The sequence below is a fragment of the Rhodococcus sp. HNM0569 genome, from assembly GCF_012726205.1.
Classification (GTDB): domain Bacteria; phylum Actinomycetota; class Actinomycetes; order Mycobacteriales; family Mycobacteriaceae; genus Rhodococcus_F.
On record NZ_JAASAE010000012.1, the window covers coordinates 106360 to 123889 of the forward strand.

Consider the following 17530-nt stretch of genomic DNA (forward strand, 5'->3'; position numbering starts at 1 on the left):
GCTTGTTTCGCTCACAGGGGGACGTGGAGCGAGCGCCGCACGTGCGACGCCGCCACGAGCCGGCCGGCTTTGAACACGTACCGATCCGCGGGCGCCGACGCGATCGCGTCCTCGAGTCCGTCCGCGCGCACGGCGAGCAGATCGGCGACGGCGCCCTCGTGCGGTCCCGCGTCCGGCAGGCCCATCACGGCCCGCGCACCGGTCGACACCGCGTGATACGCCTCGGCGGCCGTGACGTGTCCGGCCGTCACGAGCAGCATCGCGGTCTCGAGTGCGTCGCTGCGGCCGAGCGGATTGAACGGGTCGCGCACGTTGTCGCCACCCGCACCCACGACGACGCCCGCGTCGAGCAGGGCCCGCACCGCGGTGAGGCCCCGCGGTGTCGACACCGGGTGCTGCCTGCCCTGCAGGTACAGATTGGTGATCGGCAGCGCGACGACGCCGATCCGGCTGTCGCGGACCTCGGCGATCACCCGCTCGAGCGTCTCGGCGTCGAGGACGCCGAGGCTCACGCAGTGCCCCGCCGTCACCGGCATGTGTGCGGGCCAGTCGCGCACCGATTTTGCCAGTTCCTCGAGCGTCAGGACGTCGGGGTCGAGTTGTTCGTCGGTGTGCATGTCGACGCCCACACCGCGGCGCTCGGCGACGCGCAGCAGCCGCTGCAGATCCGACGACGGCGCGGGCGTGTGGTGCGGTGACCCACCGACGAGATCGACGCCCGCGTCGAGGGCCGCCTCGAGCGCGGCGTCGCCCACGTCGTACGGGCACAGCGCCACCAGTTGGATGTCGATCGCGGTGCGCAGCCGCTCGCGCACCGCGACCAGCGCCTCGACGCCGCGCAACGGGTCGTCGCCGACGAGCAGGTCGACGTGCGAGCGGATCGCGGTGGTCCCGTTCGCGAGCGCCGTGCGAGCGGCACGCTCGGCGCGCACCGCGATGCCGTCGGCCGTCAGGTGTTCGCTGTGCGCGCGCCACGCGTCGATCGCCGACGCGAGATCGCCCATCGGCGGCCGGATCTCGTCCCACGAGAACGCCTTGTCGAGGTGTGCGTGCGGTTCCGCGGGCGCGGGCAACAGCACGTAGCCGGTGAGGTCGAGTTCGCCGGCCGCCGCGGCCGAGCGCGAAGGATCCCGCACGTCGACGACGCGTCCGTCCGCGAGCGCGACGTCGACCACCGCGCCGCCGGGCACGCGCGCATTCCGTAGAACGCAAACCGCGCGGCCGTCGGCGGTGCGGTGGTCGGTCGTGTCGCTGTCCATTCCTGCACGCTAGGCGCCGCGTGTTTCACACACGTGTCGCACGGGACACGTGCGTGAATCGGTGAGGATATCGACCTGCGTCAGTGCGCGACGGTGAAACGCGTGTTGCGGTGCTTCGGTTCGACGATCTCGTCGACGAACGCCAGCGCGTAGTCGGTGCCGGAGATCTCCGAGACGCCGTTGTCGTCGAACGCCGCGATGTCGCCGCTCGTGCGGTAGCTGCCGGTGGTCTCGCCCGGCGCGAAGCTGCCGAAGGTGATCGCGGGGCTCAGGTAGAACCACTCCGCGTCGCTGTCCGCCTCGGTGCGCAGCCATGCGAGGACGTCGGCGTGCGCGAGTGCCTCGCCCTTGAACGCCTCCGGGAACTCGGGGGTGTCGACGACGCGGGGGCCGTCGGAGGAGGTGCGGAGGCTGCCGGCACCGCCGACGACGGCCAGTCGTGCACCACCCTCGGTGACCGCCCCGACGATCGCGGGCATGTGTTCGACCAGCTTCCGGCCGTCGACGTCCTGCCCGTGTACCGCGAGTACGACGACATCGTGGTCGGTGGCGAGGGAGCGGACGAGGTCGGTGTCGGAGAGACGGCCCTGCAGGTAGTCGACCCCCTCGAGCGGCGCGGTGGGCGCAGTGCGCGACACCGCGGTGACGCGCAGACCGCGGGCGGCGGCACGTGCGGCGATGTGGCCGCCGGCGTATCCGGTGCCGCCGAAGATCACGACGGACGGGGCAGAGGTAGTTGCAGAATCACTCACACAGGTAAATTTAGGCCAGAAGTACCCGGAGGTCATGGTGAGAGGCGGCCGAATCATGGTAGATAATCGACACGACGGTGTGCGTCGCGTCTCGTATCTTCCCGCCGCCGACGACGTCGAGGTGTACACGCTGCGGGAGCTGATCGCCCGTGCCGGTCCCGACGAGTTCGCCGACACGCAACGCCTCGACTTTCATGCACTGCTCGTGGTGGACGGCGGCGAGGCGCAACACGTCGTCGACTTCGCGCAGTACTCGCTGCGCCGCGGGTCGGTGCTGTGGATCCGGCCGGGCATGGCGCAGCGGTGGGGCGAGATGGACGCCCTCGACGGGCACGTCGTGCTGTTCCGGGACGGGCTCGTCGCGCCACGCGTCGACACGCTCGCACAGGTCGGTTGCCAGTACGCGCCCCGGTGGTGGCAGCTGCCCGACCGAACGTACGACCGGATCTCGGCGCACGTCGCGAACATGCACCATGTCGCACACTCGACGCTGCCCGACGAGCTGCGCCGCGCGACCAGCGGGCACCTGCTGTCGGCGCTCGTGCTGGGTCTCGCAGGCACGCTCGGCGCCGAGCCGACCGACGCCTCGGTCACGGCCTCGCCCGTGTTCACCGAGTTCCGTAATGCAGTCGAGGAGAACTACATGCGACTGCACGCCGTCGCCGACTACGCCACGCTGCTCGGCTACTCGTCGCGGACCCTCGCGCGCGCAACCCGGGAATCGGTCGGTAAGAGCCCGAAAGCCGTTCTCGACGAACGTATCCTGCTCGAAGCGCGACGACGTCTCGCACACACCGATATCCCGGTCGCGCGGATCGGCGCTGCACTCGGCTTCCCGGACGCGTCGAACTTCGGGTCGTGGTTCACGGCGCGAGCCAATACGACGCCCTCGGCGTTCCGGCGCCGCGGATGAGCCGCCGTTCCGAGTCCGCGGATGAGCTGACGTTCCGACGCCGCGGGTAGGGTCGCGCTCCGTGCGCACCGTCTTCGATCCCGCCGCGATGCGCGGCTCCGCGTTCTACCGTCTGCTCACCGCGTCCGTCGTGCCGCGGCCGATCGCGTGGGTGTCCACGCGCTCGCGCGACGGGGTGCTCAACCTCGCGCCGTACAGCTTCTTCACGGTCGCGTCGAGCAAGCCGCCGATCCTGCAGTTCACGTCGCTCGGGCACAAGGACAGCTGGCGCAACATCACCGACACCGGCGAGTTCGTCGTCAACATCGGGACCGAATCGCTCATCGACGTCATGAATGCGTCGTCGGCCGAGTTCGCACCCGACGAGGACGAGTTCGCCGAAACCGGGCTGACGCCGCGGGAGAGCACCGTCGTGTCGGTGCCCGGCGTCGCGGAAGCGCCCATCTCGTTCGAGTGCGTGCGGCACCTGATCCTCGAGGTCGGCAACGGATCGGTCGTGATGGGCCGTGTCGTGTCGGTCAGCGTGCGCGACGACGTCCTCGCAGGCGACGGCCTGCCCGACTTCGCGCGTCTCGCGCCGCCGTCACGCCTCGGGCGGTCGGAGTGGGGACTGCCGCCGGACACCGTCGAACGCGTACGGCCGTAGCGGCCCGCTCTCGGCCGGATTCCTACACGCGAGAACTCCGTCCCGCCACAATGAACAGTGGCGAGAGGAGATGCGATGCCGAATCCGATTCTGGTGACAGGAGCCACCGGCGGCCAGGGTGGCGCGGTGGTCGACGCCCTGCTGGCACGCGGCGTGCCGGTGCGTGCGTTGTCCCGCAGTGTGTCTTCGGGCCGCGCCGACGCGCTCGCGGAGGCAGGCGCCGAGGTCGTGCAGGGCTCGTTCGACGATGCGGAGTCGTTGACGCGCGCGATGACCGGGGTGTCGGCGGCGTTCGCGCTCACGACACCATTCGAGCAGGGTGTCGACGAAGAAGTGCGGCAGGGCCGCACGATTCTTCGCGCCGCGCTCGACGCGCAACTGCCGCACCTGGTGTTCAGTTCCGTCGCGGGCGCCGACACCGACAGCGGAGTTCCGCATTTCGAGAGCAAAGCCGTCGTCGAGCGGGAACTCGCACAAAGTGGTGTGCCGTACACGATCTTGGGCCCCACCTACTTCTACGACAATGCGCTCGGCGACGCCGACGATCTCGAGGCCGGCCGCCTCCCACTTCCGTTGCCGATCGACCGCCCGCTGCAGCAACTCGCCCGGCAGGATCTCGGTGCGTTCGCGGCGCGGGTGCTCGTCGACCCCGCTCCGTACACGGGCCGCCGCATCGAGCTCGCGAGCGACGCCCCCACCCCGAACGAGATGGCCGCGGTGCTCACCGACGTCCTCGGGCATGACGTGCGTGCGGTGCCGGTGCCCCTGCGCGACGTCCGTGACACCGACATGCACGCGATGTGGTCGTTCCTCAACGGGCCCGGTTACCGCGTCGACCTCGACGCTCTGCATCGCGAGGCCTCCGACGTGCCGTGGACCTCCTTCCGTGAGTGGGCGACCGCGACCTTCCATCGAGCCGGACACCGCGGATGACGACCGCGACCGCGCGGTTCGTCCCGGCCACCGACCGCACGACCCTCGTGCTCGAGTCGATGACGAGCAGCCACTCGTTCCCGTTCGCGGGCAACTTCCGACTCGAGGACTACGCGCACGGACTGCTGCTCGTCAACAACGAGGACGTCGTCGAGGCGGGTTCGGGATTCGACCGGCATCGGCACGCCGAAATGGAGATCGTGACCTGGATCGTGAGCGGCAGTCTGGTGCACCGCGATTCACTCGGGAACTCACTCGTACTCACTCCCGACGCGGCGCAACGGATGTCCGCCGGGACCGGGATCACGCACTCCGAGTACAACGACTCGTGGACCGTCGCCGGCGACCGGCATCGGGACCGGCTGCACGTCGTGCAGATGTGGATACCGCCGGACACGCCCGGCCTCACCCCCGAATACCAGGAGCTGCCTACCGACGCAGTCGCCCCCGACGCCGGGCTCGTGCCCGTCGCCACCGGGATGCCGCGTCGTCTCGACGCGACGCCGGGCCGAATCCACAATCGGTACGCCACCTTTCACGCGGCCCGCCCGGCCATCGGTGTGCACGTGGCGGTGCCCGACGCGCCGTTCGTCCACGTGTTCGTCACGCGCGGTCGGCTGAGTATCGGCACCTCCGAGGTGGACGGTACGACCGAATTGGGCCCGGGCGACGCGCTGCGCCTCACCGGGCGCGGAGTCGGCCTCGTCGCGCTCGAGCCGTCGGAGGTGCTCGTGTGGGAGATGCACGCCCACGCGTGAGCGGCTACGACCGGGGCCGGTGATCCTCGTCCTCGGGAGGCACCGCCCCACCTTCGTTCGCCCACCGATCGAGCTGCTTCTGCGCCGGCTGCTGCTTGGTCTTGTCGCGCCTGCCGATGTGCATCCGATGCATGGCGTCCTTCAGTTTGCCCATCTCGAGCCTCCCACGCGGTAGTCGCGGTGCCGGTCCGCCCCCATCTTGCCCCGCGTCGGCCGCGAGTGTCCGGGGATTGCGCGGCGTTGCCGGTCACGGGTGGGGGAGAGTGACCGGCTCGGTGCACGAGGCGGGCACGTCGACCAGGGAACACTCGGCCGGTGGGCGCGTGGGCAGGTAGTCGCTCGCCACGCCGCCGCGCTGCGTGATGTCGGTGTACGTGGCGACGGCATCGGTAGCCCTGCGCTGCAACGACGGGTCCCCGAGCGCGTCGACGGTGTAGAGGCCGAAGCGCGGTGCGTAACTGCCCCATTCGTAGTTGTCGGTGAGGCTCCAGTAGTTGTAGCCGACGACGTCGATGCCGTCCTGCTTCGCGCGCTGCACCCAGTACACCGAATCGGCGAGTGCGTCGCTGCGCGTGTATCCGTCGGGTCGCGGCTGTCCGTTCTCGGTGGGCATCCCGGTCTCGACGACGTACAGCGGCAGGTGCGGGTAGGTGCGCGAGTAGTGCCGCAGCGCGTAGTAGATGCCTTCGCTCTGCAGCGGCGCCGTCCACATCTCGCCCGTGAGCGCACCGATCGCGCCCGCGGGATTCGCGGCCGTCGCACCGTAGTAGTAGTCGAGGCCGAGGAAGTCGAGCCGGTCGGCGACGCGGTTCAGGAACAGGCTGTCGAGCGCGGGCTCGGCCGCGGGGATGTATGCGACATTGCTCGTGACCTGCGCGTCCGGCTGTACACGGTGGATGTGCTCGTAGATGTCGCGATGCACCGCGACGAGACGGTCGATCATCGCGGGCGCGTCGCCCGGCGGCAGCGCGCCGTGCCGGATCTCGTTCGCGATGTACGCGGTGGGCTCGTTGACCGTGACCCACACCGGGTCGAGGTGGGCGTAGCGGTCGACGACGCGGCGCGCGTATGCCAGCCAGTCGGCGACCATCGCCGGATTCGTCCAGCCGCCCCGGTCGGCAGCCCAGCCCGGGTACACCCAGTGGTCGAGCGTGATCATCGGCCGCATCCCCGCGGCCCGGATCGATCCGAGCATGTCGTCGTAGTACGCGAGTTCCTGCTCGTCCCACTCGCCCGGAGTCGGTTGCACTCGGGCCCATTCGATTCCGACGCGATACGTGTTCACGCCCAGATCGGCGGCGAGGGCGATGTCGTCGCGATAGCGGTGCCGGAAGTCCACCGCGTTCCGGTAGGGGTCGTCGACGGCGCCCGACGACGCGTACCGCGACCAGTTGCTGTCGGGTGCGTCGCCCTCGGTCTGAAATCCCGACGCCGACACGCCCCATGCGAAATCGGCGCCGAGCGGGGGTACCTGGCCGGGTGCCGCATGCGCTGCCGGTGCGAGTACGAAAATGGTTGCGAGCGTGGACGCTACGGTGCACGCGTGCAGGACGATCGTGCGAAAGGACTGTCGGGCCACCGCATCCCCCTCGGGGTAGGAGGGAATTTCGCACGTGACGCTACACCCTCGATAGGGTCGGCGGTGTGAACATCTCTGCGGCAGAAGGTCAGCAAGTCGGCGCGTGGGTCATGCTCGTGGCACTCGCGCTGGTGGGCATCGCACTCGTGGTGCTGTTCGTCGCGGCGCTCGTGTCGGTGGTGCGCTCGGACAACTACCGCGCCGGCGGCAAGGCAGTGTGGATCCTGCTGGTCCTCGCCTTCCCGTTCCTCGGCCCCGTCGTGTGGTTCGTGTGGGGCAAGGACTCGACCTTCCAGTGATCCCGACGTCCTGATCAGGGGCCCGGTCGATCGGTTGCGGCGTCGCGATCCTGCAGACTTCGGGCGAGGAGCGCGGCTTGCAGCGGCCGCAGCCCCGACGCGCGTGTCGGATCGAAGCCGGTCAGTTCGGCGATTCGTTTGAGCCGGTAGTCGACGGTGTTGGTGTGCACGTGCAGCCGACGGGCGGTGCGCTGCCGGTTGAGGTCGTTCTCGACGTGCACCTCGAGGGTCTTGACCAGATCCGGCGACTTCTCGAGCGGCTGCAGCAGCGCGATCAGTTCGCTGCGCCCGTCGCCGGGACGCATCATCTGGTACTCGTACACCAGATCCGACATCCGGTACACGCCGGGCTCGCGGCCGAGATGGCTGGCGAGATCGAGCAATTCGTGCACCCGCTCGGACGCCGCGGGGATGTCCTCGCGGTCGGCCTGCGCCGCGGCAGCCGTCACCTCCACCTCGCCCGCGACACTCAGCGCCGCGACCAGCCGGTCGATCCACCCGGCGTCGGGGCTGCCGGGGATCAGGATCGTGCCGCCGTCGGTGCTCAGCAGCGAGAGCGCGGTGCGCCCGCACAGCTTCGCGAGCTCGGCCTGCACCCTCCGCAGCTTGCGCCGCGCGGCCACTTGGGTGTGCACGCTCGACCGTAGCTCGTCCGCGTGCGGCGGCAGGTGGACCGCGAGCACCGCGTACGCGCCCGCGACCTCGATGCCGCAATGCCTCGCCATCGCCGAACTGCTCTGCCCACTGAGCAGGGCCGTCACGAGCGTGTGCACCGCCGTGTGATGCTCGCTCGCCACGACACGCAACTCCGCGAGATAGGCCGTTGTCGCGGCCTGCGTGGTGAGCGAGAGCATCGACACGATCATGTCGCCGCCATCGGCCACCGCGCGCACGTCGTCCGAGCCCGCGTACTCCGCGACCTGCCGCCAGCCGAGGCGGAACCCCTCGTGCAGCACCTCGAGCACCGTTTCGAGGGGGATGCCCTCGCGAGCCCACTGCCCGCACGCCGTGCGGAAGTCGTCGAGATCGTCGTCTTCCGGCAGCCGGCCCTTGTCCAGCATCGCGGCCGCAAGCTTGATGCAGCCGAGGGTGACGTTGGTGACGTCGCCCTGTAGTTCCTCACGCGGCAGCAGACCGCACGGGATGACGTTCTCGGTGAAGTGGCCGACGAAATCCGCGGCCAGCGTGTGCAGGTTGCGCAGCGCCGACGACGCGGGTGCGCCGGCCAGCATCAACGTCGAACTGTCGGTGTCGTCGGTGGCCGCCTCGTTCGGGGTGCGGCCGGTGTTCGGAACTGCCCGGTTGCGCGCCGGTCGTGGCGTGATCGCGCGCTCGTCGCGGATTGACATGCGTACTCCCGCTGATGGTGATTCGACAGATCCGTCCCGCCGCCCCGCCGGCGTTTCGGAGAACTGTAGTGACCTTCTCGTGATATAGGGCCGCTTTGGCGTCATCGGCCGGATGCGAGCACCGGTCTAGCTGCCGGTGCTCGACCCCGCCTGGGCCGATTCTGTGGCCGGGCCCGCTGCCGCGCCGCCCTCGGAGTTGCCGAACACCGGCGAGTTGCCCGTGCACACGACCTGGTCGGCGGCGAATCCCTCGGGATCGAGCCCGTGCTTGATCCAGTCGATCGCCCGCGGCGAGTACGTCATGCTCAGGTGATCGGACAGGTCGGCGGCGCACCCGTCCTGCAGCGTGACGTTGCGGACCGTCGCGTCCGGGCCCGCCTCGAGGAAAGTCCACTCGTAGGGGTTCGTCACCTCGTCGTAGCGCGTGCCGATGACGGTGTAGTTCACGCCGGGCTGGGTGTCGCCGCCCTCGTTGAGAGCGTTGAGGAAAGGCGAGTCGTACACCTGCTGGATGCCCGACTCGCCGACGACGTAGTCCAGCGCGGGGTCGAGGTTCAGCCCGAGGTCACGGATCTGCCGGTCCAGCGTGCCGATGCCCAGCAGCGACGTCCCGTGGTTGGTCGCGCCGAGCGTGACGACGTTCTTCACCTTGTTCTTCGACGGGTCGGACGCGTCGGTGCCGCCCTCGAACTTCAGATACTGACGTGCGGCGATGCCGCCCTGGGAGTGGCCGACGAGATCGACCTGCTCGGCGCCGGTCCGGTCGAGGACGGCGTCGACGTAGGTCGCGAGCTCCTTCGCCGACAGCTCGATCGCCTTGGTGCCATTGGTGTTCGGCAGCACCTCGCCTGCGCCGCCCTTGTTCACGAGGTCCGACTTGCCGTAGTTGAGCGCGAACACGCAGTAGCCCTCGGCCTTCAGAGCGGGTGCGACGCCCGACCAGTTGTCGTACGCGTTCTCCCAGGTGCCGTGCACGAGGACGACCGGCCGCGGGTGCTCCGCGCTGGGCTTGCAGTCCCAGTCGTTCGCGCCGATCGGCGCCGCGTCCGGAGTCACGAAACTCTGTGCGAAGGCTGCCGGGAAGTTGGTGTTCGCCGGACCGGTGCCCACGGTGCTGTTCTCGGGCGCGGGCACGGCCGGGTACGCGGCGGCCGGTGAAGCGAGGCCGAGGGCTCCGACGGTGGCCGCGGCCGTGAGGAGACCGACGGTGACGAGGCCGCGTCGCCCTGTCGATGCTGTGCTTGTGATCCAGGTCATAACGAAGCACTGTAACCTACTTGACAGTAACCTCGGCGCTCGCTCGCACTCGGGGGCTTGACCAGGACGTACGTTCAGTACAGTCGGCAAACCGAAGCTGGGCGACCGTCGCGTGCTCGATCTACCACCGCTTTCGACGCCGCCCTCCGGTGACGCCCGGTCGGCACCTGGTTGAACACCGAAACATCCAGCGTCCGGCGTGTTGTCGCGCGTCACAGCGTGCGGCCGGTCAACGTCGCGAGAACTCACAGACCCCCGTGCGCGAAACAGGCGTGCCTGGACTCGTCAAGTGCTCACAGCAGGGACGGCCGCGATCGTGAGGTTCGTACCGTCGGAATCGACCCGCACCGTGTCGCCGGCCGTCACCGTGCCCTTCAGCAGCAGGTCGGACAGTCGGTTGTCGAGCTGTTTCTGCACGACGCGGCGCAGTGGCCGCGCACCGAACTGCGGCTCGTAGCCCTGCTCGGCGAGCCAGTCCTCCGCGGCGTCGGAGACGTCGAGCGTGACGTCCTGTGCCCGCAGCAGCCTGCGCGTGCCGTCCAGGATGAGCTCGACGATCTCCCGCAGCTGTGCACGGTCGAGGCGATGGAACACCACCGTCTCGTCGATACGGTTGAGGAACTCGGGCCGGAAGTGCGCACGCAGCCGCTCCATCAGCTGCGGCACCACCTTCTCGACGTCGCCCTCGGGGGCGTCGAGAATCAGGTCCGAGCCGATATTGCTCGTGAGGATCACGATCGTGTTCTTGAAGTCGACCGTGCGGCCCTGCGCGTCCGTGACGCGGCCGTCGTCGAGGAGTTGCAGCAGGACGTTGAACACGTCGGCGTGCGCCTTCTCGATCTCGTCGAACAGCACCACCGAATACGGTTGCCGCCGAACCTTGTCCGTGAGCTGACCGGCCTCCTCGTAGCCCACGTACCCGGGCGGCGCGCCCACGAGCCGAGAGACCGTGTGCTTCTCCTGGAACTCGCTCATGTCGAACCGGATCAGCCGGTCTTCGTCGCCGAAGACCGCGTCGGCGAGGGCTTTCGCGAGTTCGGTCTTGCCGACACCGGTCGGACCGAGGAACAGGAACGACCCCGTCGGCCTGCGCGGATCGGCCAGGCCCGCGCGAGCCCGGCGCACGGCCTCCGCGACCGCCGTCACCGCCTGCTCCTGGCCGATGACCCGGGCGTGCAGCACGTCCTCGAGCGCGAGCAGCTTCTCGCGTTCCTCGGTGGTGAGGTCGGCGACCGGGATACCCGTCTGCCGCGACACCACCTCGGCGATGTCGACGACGTCGACCTCGGGAACCTCGTTGGTCGCGGCCCCACCCAGCGCCTCGCGTTTCTCGGTGAGCTCGGCCTTGAGCGCGTTGGCACGCTCGTAGTCCTCCGCCGCGACCGCCGATTCCTTCTCGCGTTCGAGTCGCGAGATCTCCTCTTCCGCTTCCCGCGTGTCCGCGTCGGGGGTCTTGGTGCGCAGCCGCACCCGTGCGCCCGCCTGGTCGACGAGGTCGATCGCCTTGTCCGGCATGAACCTGTCGGTGATGTAGCGGTCGGACAGCTCGGCCGCCGCCACGAGCGATTCGTCGCTGTAGTGCACCTGGTGGTGCTCCTCGTACGCATCGGCGAGACCGCGCAGGATCTCGATCGTGTCGTCGACGGACGGCTCGGTGATCATGACCGGCTGGAAACGGCGTTCGAGCGCCGCGTCCTTCTCGATGTAGCGGCGGTACTCGTCGATCGTGGTCGCGCCGATCGCGTGCAGTTCGCCGCGCGCGAGGGCGGGTTTGAGCAGATTGCCCGCGTCCATCGAGCCCTCGCCGCCCGCACCCGCGCCGACGATCGTGTGCAACTCGTCGATGAACAGCACGAGCTCGTCCGAGTGCTCGCGCACCTCGTCGAGGACCTTCGTGAGCCGCTCCTCGAACTCGCCGCGATACTTGCTGCCCGCGACCATCGACCCGACGTCGAGCGCGACGACGCGCCGGTCGGCGAGGGTCGACGGCACGTCGCCGTTGACGATGCGTTGTGCGAGACCCTCGACGATCGCGGTCTTGCCGACGCCCGGATCGCCGATCAGCACGGGATTGTTCTTGCGCCGCCGCGACAGGATCTCGACGGTCTGCGAGATCTCGTCGGCGCGTCCGACGACGGGATCGACATTGCCCGCACGGGCCTCGGCGGTGAGATCGCGCCCGTACTCGTCGAGGGTGGGTGTCGAACTCTCGTTCTTGCCGCCGCGCGCAGCCGCCTCGATCTTCGCCCCCGACAGCACCTTCGATGCCGGGTTCTCGGGATTGGACGCGATGCCGAGCAGGATGTGCTCCGGCCCGATGTACCCGACGCCCGCCTGGCCTGCCTGTTGCTGCGCGGTGCGCAGTGCGAGTTTCGTTGCGGGGCTGAGCGTGATCGCCCCGCCTGCCTCGCCTTCGTCCGCGGCCGTGTCGCCCGCCACCGCGGCCTGCATCTGCTCCGCCACCTTGTCGGGATCGAGGCCGAGGCCCTCGATCACTCCACGCGTCGGATCGCTCAGCGTCGCCGCGTACAACAGGTGTTCGGGTGTGATACTCGAATTGCCCCAGTCCTGTGCGGCTTTGCGTGCCCACGACACGAGCGCCTTCGCGTCGTCGTTGAGCAGCCGACCGAGATCGACCCGCTGCACCTGTGGTTGCGCGCGGGCGCCGCTGCCGAAGAAGCGGCTGAAGATGTCGTCGAACGGATCTCGGGAAACCCAGCCTTCGGTCATCGCTCACCTCGGTGGATAGGTGGATCGGAGTGTCGGTGGAATCAGCCTGTGCGGGAGTGCGTTCAGCGCGTGAGCTTGTCGGCGACCGACACGATGCGCTGAGCGAGATGGTCGAGGGCGACCAGCGTGGCTTCCTCCAGCTCGTTCTGGTTGTCCGGACCGGTGACATGGCCGACGCCGTACGGGTTTCCGTCGGCGAACTTGAGCGGCGCCGTATAGCCCGGCGGGACGATGATGCCGCCCCAGTGCATGAGCGTCGTGTAGATCGCGTTCAGCGTCGTCTCCTGACCTCCGTGCAGGGTCTGGCTCGACGTGTACGCGGCGTACACCTTGTCCATGAGTTTGCCCTGCGCCCACAGCCCGCCGAGTGAGTCGACGAAGGTCTGGAACGGTGCGGCGGTGGCGCCGAAACGCGTGGGGCTGCCGAAGACGACGGCGTCGGCCCACACGAGATCGTCACCCGTTGCGGCGGGCTTGTCCTTCGTCGCCTCGTAGTTCGCCGTCCACGCAGGGTTCTCGGCGAATGTCGCGGGATCGCGCGTCTCTTCGACGTGCCGGAGCCGGACCTCCGCGCCGGCGTTCTCGCCGGCCATGGCGAGACGTTCGGCCATCTTCGTGCCGTGTCCCGTCGCCGAGTAGTAGACGATCGCAAGCTTGCTCATCGCACTCCTTCCGCACCGGTCGGCTGCCGTGCTGGTACGTACGCTCCACGGTATGCGCCGCCGGGCGGCTGGAAGACCGAATTCGGGGAGAGATCTCGAGCGGCGTCAGCGCGCGGACGACCGGGCGAGTTCGGCCGAGGTGGGAGGTTCGGCGCCCGCGCGCGACACCGTGATCGCCGACGCGGCAGCGGCCCGTTCGAGCACGTCGCGCAGTCGACCGGTGTCGATCGCACGCAGGTGCGACCTGCGTGGTGCGCCGAGTAGGTCGAGCGACCAGCATGCGTCGAGCACCGCCGCCATGAACGAGTCCCCCGCACCGACCGTGTCTACGACCCGCACCTCGGGTGCGGCGACGTCGACCATGCCCGACGCGGCGAACCCGAGCGCGCCCTCCGCGCCGTGCGTGACGACGACGAGCGCGGGCCCGGAACGCGACCACTCGTATGCGACGTCGAGCGGGTCGCGTCCGGGAGCGAACCACGCGAGGTCCTCGTCGCTGGCCTTCACGATGTCGGCGCGCGCGACCGTCGCGGCGATGCGCTCCCTGGTCGCCTCGGTGTCCGGCATGAGCGACGGTCGCACGTTCGGGTCGTAGCTCACGGTCGCGTGCTCCGCGGCCGCGGCGAGGAGAGTCGACACCGTGGACGCGCCCGGTTCGACGACGGCGGCGAGCGAACCGGTGTGTACGACGCGCACGCCGGCCGCGGCGACCGTCGGCACGGGTGGGTTCCACGTGAAGTCGAAGGTGTACCGCGCGGCGCCGCGGGCGTCGAGTGCCGCGGTGGCGGTGGACGTCTGCGTGTCGCACACGCTGCCGGGCACGACGTCGACACCGCTGGACGCGAGGCGGTCGACGATCGTGTCGCCACGCGCGTCGCGGCCGATGTCCGTCGCGAAACGGACCGCCCGGCCGAGCCGCGCGAGCCCGACCGCGACGTTGAGAGGACTGCCGCCGACGTGCTCGCTCGCGTCGCCGACTGCCTCGACCACGATGTCGACGAGCGCCTCGCCGACCACGAGGGCACCGGACGTGCGTGGGGTGTCGGGGAGTGCGCTGTCACCGGTCATGTCTGCACCGTAATGTCCCGCGTCGAGAGCGCGAATCCGATTCCGCGGCAGGTGGTTCAGCCCTGCTGCCGGTCCTGCGGGCCGTCGGCGGTGTCGGACACGTTGTGCGCGACCGTCTCGACGACGCGTTGCGCGACGGCGGCGAGCTTGACGTTCTCCCGTTGCGACTGGTCGACGAGGATGTCGAAGGCGGCGTCCGCCGACACTCGACGCAATGCCATGACGATGCCCTTCGCCTGTTCGATGACCGCGCGGGTCTCCATCGCCTTCTTGAGCCCCGCGACCTCGGCATACGCGACCTCCGCGTCGCGTGCGAGGGACACGGTGCTCTCGACGGACGTCATGTAGACGCGCAGCAACGCGGCGTCGAGGTCGCTGAAACCGTGGTCGTCGAAGCTGTAGAGGTTGAGCGCGCCCACATTGTCGGCGGCGAGGCGCAGCGGCGCCGACAGGTAGCTGCGCACCGCGGAGTCCCCGACGCGCGCCGTGAACGACGGCCATCGCACCGTGGCCTGTTCGCGCCGCGCCCGCACGATCTGTTGCGTGAGCGCGGCCTCGAGGCACGGCCCCTCGCCGGTGACGTACTGATGCCCGTCGACCTCGCACACGTGCCGGTCGGTGAAGGCTGCGGTTTCGGCGCCGCCGTCGCGCGCGAGGAGGGTGACGCCCGCCATGTCGGCGCCGCCGAACGTGTCGACGACCCGCCCGCACAGCTCGTGCATGAAGCTGTGCACCTGCATCTGCGTCTTGAGGCGCTCCTGCATGCTTTCGAGCGCGACGGCTACTGCGTCGACGCGCGCAAGCGCGTCGGTAGCGGCCGACGGCACAGGCTCGAACATTCGACTCCCAAAGACGAGGCGAGCGCAGTCGACACCCACCGAGATTTACACACGGCAGGTGTCTCTACCGACGGTCGAGCCTCAAATATAGCGACGGTGTGCGGCGGCCACGTAACGGGATGCGACGCGCCCGGCGAGCCCGGTTCGGGGTGTGTCACGCCGTGTCGCAGCACTCTTCACCTCACGTATGTGACCTGGGTCATGGTGTGCCGGGCGCGGCGAAATCGCGCGAAATGTCGTGCGTGACGGACGCTTCCGTTCGCGGACCCGTGCCCCGGTACAGCCGTGCCAGACGCCTCCTGCGCGCTGTGGATAATCGAAGGGAACGCGCACCCGAGGATCAGGCACCACGTGACACCCCAACCGCCCACGTCGACGCAGGACGTCCTGGCGCCGACCCGGCGCCCCGGACGTGTGTCGGCCTCGGCCTACCGATACGACCTCGACGGTCTGCGCGGTATCGCGATCGCCCTCGTCGTCGTGTACCACGTGTGGTTCGGGCGGGTGTCCGGCGGCGTCGACATCTTCCTGGTGCTGTCCGGGTTCTTCTTCACCGGCATGTTGGTGCGCCGCGTCGGCGACGACTCGGGTCCGTCGATCCGCGCGGTCTTCACGCGGACGTGCCGCAGGCTCCTACCCGCACTCGTCGTGGTGCTGCTGGCCGTCGCCGCCGCGATCGTTCTGCAGCGCCCCTACACGCAGTGGCAGACCTTCGGCGACCAGCTGGTGGCGTCGCTCCTGTACTTCCAGAACTGGCGGCTCGCATGGACGTCCGCCGACTACGCCGCCGCCGACGCGTCGGTGAGCCCGTTGCAGCACCTGTGGTCGATGTCGGTGCAGGGCCAGTTCTATCTGGCGATCCTGCTCGTGATCGCCGCCGTCGCGTGGGCGTGCCGTCGTGCGGGCCGGATCCAGCTGGTGCGGCCCGCGCTGACCGGCGTGATCGGTGTCGGCCTGGTCGCGTCGTTCCTGTACGCGCTCGCGGCCACGCACATCCACCAGCCGTGGGCCTACTACGACTCGGGCGCCCGCCTGTGGGAGCTGCTCGCCGGTGCGCTGCTCGCGCTCGTCGTCGACCGCATCGCGCTGCCGCTCGTGTGGCGCAGGATCCTCGCGGTCGCAGGCTTCGCGGTGGTCGTGGGCTGCGGCATCGTGCTCGACGGCGGCGCCCTGTTCCCCGGCCCGTGGGCACTCGTGCCGGTCGGTGCGGCGCTCGCGCTCATCGTCGCGGGCGCAGGAAGCGGCCCGCAGCCGTACGTCGTGGCGCTGCTCGGCACGCGCGGATTCGTCGAACTCGGGTCCCTCGCGTATGCGCTGTATCTGTGGCACTGGCCGCTGCTGATCTTCTATCTCTACCAGCGCGGCGAGGCGTCGGTCGGCTTCGGCGGCGGGCTCGCGGTGATCCTCGTGTCGCTCGTGCTGGCGTGGCTCACGCAGCGCCTCGTCGAGCGTCCGTTCACCACCAAGACCGTCCCCACCACCGCGACCCGCGTCCTCACCCGGGTGTGGACGCCACTGCTCGCGCTCGGCGGCGTCGCGCTCGTCGCGGCCCCGGTCGCATGGACCCAGCACCTGACGCACAGCGAGCGTGCCAAGCCGGACACCCTCGCGCTCGATCCCGCGTCGTACCCCGGCGCGGCGAGCCTGTTCGACGGCCTCCCGACGCCCGATGCGCCGATGCGCCCGACGGTGCTGCAGGCGCCGCACGACATCCCGCAGCCCACCGCGGACGGCTGCATCACCGGGATGGACGACCGCGAGGTCGTCGAGTGCACGTACGGCGACGAGACCGCCGAGCGGACGATCGCCGTGGTCGGTGGCTCGCACGCCGAACACTGGATGCCTGCGCTGGACGTGATCGGCAAGGCCCGCGGTGTCCGCATCGCCACCTATCTCAAGATGGGCTGCCCGATCACGGTCGAGCCCGAACCGCTGCTCGGTGACGTGCCGAATCCGGTGTGCGGCGAATGGTCGGCGGACGTGCTCGACCGGCTCCGCGACGACCGTCCGGACTGGGTGTTCACCAACTCGACCCGTCCCAACCCGGACGGTGCGGGCGACGTCGCGCCCCCGGGGTACGTCGGCGTCTGGGAGCGGCTCGCCGACTACGGTCTTCCGCTGCTCGCGATGCGGGACACGCCCTGGCTGCACGACGACGGGGTGCCGTACTCGGCCGTCGACTGCATCGCCGAGGGCGGCGACCCGGAGGGGTGCGGCATGCCGCGCTACGACGTCCTCTCGCCCGTCGACCCCACGTGGGAGGCGGCGGCGCACCTGCCGCTCGTGTTCCCGCTGGACATGAGTTCCGCGGTGTGCGACGACAGCGTGTGCCGCGCGGTGCAGGGCAATGTGATCGTCTACCACGACTCCCATCACCTCGCGGCGACGTACGTGCGGTCGACCGCGCCCGAACTGGACCGGCAGATCGGTGCCGCGACGGGATGGTGGTCCTGAACTGTTCGGAACCCGCCGTTCTGAACAGAGGT

General features: G+C 69.6%; 16 protein-coding genes. 6 read left to right on the forward strand and 10 right to left on the reverse strand.

The annotated features are described in order from the left end of the window. Positions 1 to 11: 11 nt before the first annotated feature. Positions 12 to 1259, reverse strand: a complete 1248-nt coding sequence (locus HCA44_RS16205; RefSeq protein WP_169650205.1) for an amidohydrolase family protein — start codon at positions 1257 to 1259, stop codon at positions 12 to 14. 80 nt (positions 1260 to 1339) lie between these two features. Beyond that, complete coding sequence (locus HCA44_RS16210) at positions 1340 to 2011, reverse strand: NAD(P)H-binding protein (RefSeq protein WP_346764753.1); 672 nt, start codon at positions 2009 to 2011, stop codon at positions 1340 to 1342. Between the two features lie 55 nt (positions 2012 to 2066). Between HCA44_RS16210 and HCA44_RS16215 the strand changes: the two genes are divergently transcribed. The 4 genes from HCA44_RS16215 to HCA44_RS16230 all read left to right on the forward strand — a co-directional run bounded on the left by HCA44_RS16215 (position 2067) and on the right by HCA44_RS16230 (position 5261). Then, on the forward strand, positions 2067 to 2924 hold the full coding sequence (locus HCA44_RS16215; RefSeq protein WP_169650207.1) for a helix-turn-helix domain-containing protein: 858 nt from the start codon (positions 2067 to 2069) through the stop codon (positions 2922 to 2924). 61 nt (positions 2925 to 2985) lie between these two features. Beyond that, on the forward strand, positions 2986 to 3570 hold the full coding sequence (locus HCA44_RS16220; protein ID WP_169650208.1) for a flavin reductase family protein: 585 nt from the start codon (positions 2986 to 2988) through the stop codon (positions 3568 to 3570). Between the two features lie 75 nt (positions 3571 to 3645). Further along, a complete protein-coding gene (locus tag HCA44_RS16225) occupies positions 3646 to 4503 on the forward strand; it encodes an NmrA/HSCARG family protein (protein WP_169650210.1) in 858 nt (285 codons plus the stop codon). Continuing rightward, the gene (locus tag HCA44_RS16230) at positions 4500 to 5261 is read left to right on the forward strand and encodes a pirin family protein (RefSeq protein WP_169650212.1); all 762 of its coding nucleotides are present in this window, start codon (positions 4500 to 4502) and stop codon (positions 5259 to 5261) included. Before HCA44_RS16225 ends, HCA44_RS16230 begins: the two co-directional genes overlap by 4 nt. A gap of 4 nt (positions 5262 to 5265) precedes the next feature. On the opposite strand, the gene HCA44_RS16235 is transcribed toward HCA44_RS16230, so the two are convergent. Both HCA44_RS16235 and HCA44_RS16240 read right to left on the reverse strand, forming a co-directional pair. Further along, entirely contained in the window at positions 5266 to 5415 is a 150-nt protein-coding gene (locus HCA44_RS16235) for a hypothetical protein (RefSeq protein ID WP_169650214.1), read from the reverse strand. Positions 5416 to 5508: 93 nt separating this feature from the next. Next, positions 5509 to 6840: a family 1 glycosylhydrolase gene (locus HCA44_RS16240; protein WP_346764754.1), complete on the reverse strand. Its 1332-nt coding sequence runs from the start codon at positions 6838 to 6840 to the stop codon at positions 5509 to 5511. Between the two features lie 65 nt (positions 6841 to 6905). Here HCA44_RS16240 and HCA44_RS16245 point away from each other — a divergent pair, with 65 nt between their 5' ends. Continuing rightward, complete coding sequence (locus HCA44_RS16245; protein ID WP_346764755.1) at positions 6906 to 7139, forward strand: PLD nuclease N-terminal domain-containing protein; 234 nt, start codon at positions 6906 to 6908, stop codon at positions 7137 to 7139. A 14-nt stretch (positions 7140 to 7153) separates the two neighbouring features. Here HCA44_RS16245 and HCA44_RS16250 read toward each other — a convergent pair whose 3' ends face one another. From HCA44_RS16250 to HCA44_RS16275, 6 genes are all read right to left on the reverse strand, one after another. Next, on the reverse strand, positions 7154 to 8488 hold the full coding sequence (locus HCA44_RS16250; protein ID WP_169650216.1) for a helix-turn-helix domain-containing protein: 1335 nt from the start codon (positions 8486 to 8488) through the stop codon (positions 7154 to 7156). A gap of 126 nt (positions 8489 to 8614) precedes the next feature. Next, the gene (locus HCA44_RS16255; RefSeq protein ID WP_169650217.1) at positions 8615 to 9745 is read right to left on the reverse strand and encodes an alpha/beta fold hydrolase; all 1131 of its coding nucleotides are present in this window, start codon (positions 9743 to 9745) and stop codon (positions 8615 to 8617) included. A gap of 285 nt (positions 9746 to 10030) precedes the next feature. Beyond that, a complete protein-coding gene (locus tag HCA44_RS16260) occupies positions 10031 to 12475 on the reverse strand; it encodes an ATP-dependent Clp protease ATP-binding subunit (RefSeq protein ID WP_169650219.1) in 2445 nt (814 codons plus the stop codon). Positions 12476 to 12537: 62 nt separating this feature from the next. Continuing rightward, positions 12538 to 13137, reverse strand: coding sequence for an NAD(P)H:quinone oxidoreductase (wrbA, locus tag HCA44_RS16265; RefSeq protein ID WP_169650221.1), 600 nt, complete (start codon positions 13135 to 13137; stop codon positions 12538 to 12540). A 105-nt stretch (positions 13138 to 13242) separates the two neighbouring features. Then, positions 13243 to 14205 carry a carbohydrate kinase gene (locus HCA44_RS16270; protein WP_169650223.1) on the reverse strand — a complete coding sequence of 321 codons (963 nt, stop codon included), beginning with the start codon at positions 14203 to 14205 and terminating at the stop codon, positions 13243 to 13245. Positions 14206 to 14261: 56 nt separating this feature from the next. Beyond that, complete coding sequence (locus HCA44_RS16275; RefSeq protein WP_169650224.1) at positions 14262 to 15044, reverse strand: GAF and ANTAR domain-containing protein; 783 nt, start codon at positions 15042 to 15044, stop codon at positions 14262 to 14264. Positions 15045 to 15458: 414 nt separating this feature from the next. Between HCA44_RS16275 and HCA44_RS16280 the strand changes: the two genes are divergently transcribed. Beyond that, positions 15459 to 17498: an acyltransferase family protein gene (locus tag HCA44_RS16280; RefSeq protein ID WP_346764759.1), complete on the forward strand. Its 2040-nt coding sequence runs from the start codon at positions 15459 to 15461 to the stop codon at positions 17496 to 17498. The last annotated feature ends 32 nt before the right edge of the window (positions 17499 to 17530 follow it).

Bases quoted from the DNA above. Each gene is read 5' to 3' on its own strand.
- HCA44_RS16270 (WP_169650223.1), bottom strand. From the start codon at position 14,205: ATGACCGGTGACAGCGCACTCCCCGACACCCCACGCACGTCCGGTGCC.
- wrbA (WP_169650221.1), bottom strand. From the start codon at position 13,137: ATGAGCAAGCTTGCGATCGTCTACTACTCGGCGACGGGACACGGCACG.
- HCA44_RS16205 (WP_169650205.1), bottom strand. From the start codon at position 1,259: ATGGACAGCGACACGACCGACCACCGCACCGCCGACGGCCGCGCGGTT.
- HCA44_RS16225 (WP_169650210.1), top strand. From the start codon at position 3,646: ATGCCGAATCCGATTCTGGTGACAGGAGCCACCGGCGGCCAGGGTGGC.
- HCA44_RS16260 (WP_169650219.1), bottom strand. From the start codon at position 12,475: ATGACCGAAGGCTGGGTTTCCCGAGATCCGTTCGACGACATCTTCAGC.
- HCA44_RS16250 (WP_169650216.1), bottom strand. From the start codon at position 8,488: ATGTCAATCCGCGACGAGCGCGCGATCACGCCACGACCGGCGCGCAAC.
- HCA44_RS16275 (WP_169650224.1), bottom strand. From the start codon at position 15,044: ATGTTCGAGCCTGTGCCGTCGGCCGCTACCGACGCGCTTGCGCGCGTC.
- HCA44_RS16255 (WP_169650217.1), bottom strand. From the start codon at position 9,745: ATGACCTGGATCACAAGCACAGCATCGACAGGGCGACGCGGCCTCGTC.
- HCA44_RS16215 (WP_169650207.1), top strand. From the start codon at position 2,067: ATGGTAGATAATCGACACGACGGTGTGCGTCGCGTCTCGTATCTTCCC.
- HCA44_RS16230 (WP_169650212.1), top strand. From the start codon at position 4,500: ATGACGACCGCGACCGCGCGGTTCGTCCCGGCCACCGACCGCACGACC.
- HCA44_RS16235 (WP_169650214.1), bottom strand. From the start codon at position 5,415: ATGGGCAAACTGAAGGACGCCATGCATCGGATGCACATCGGCAGGCGC.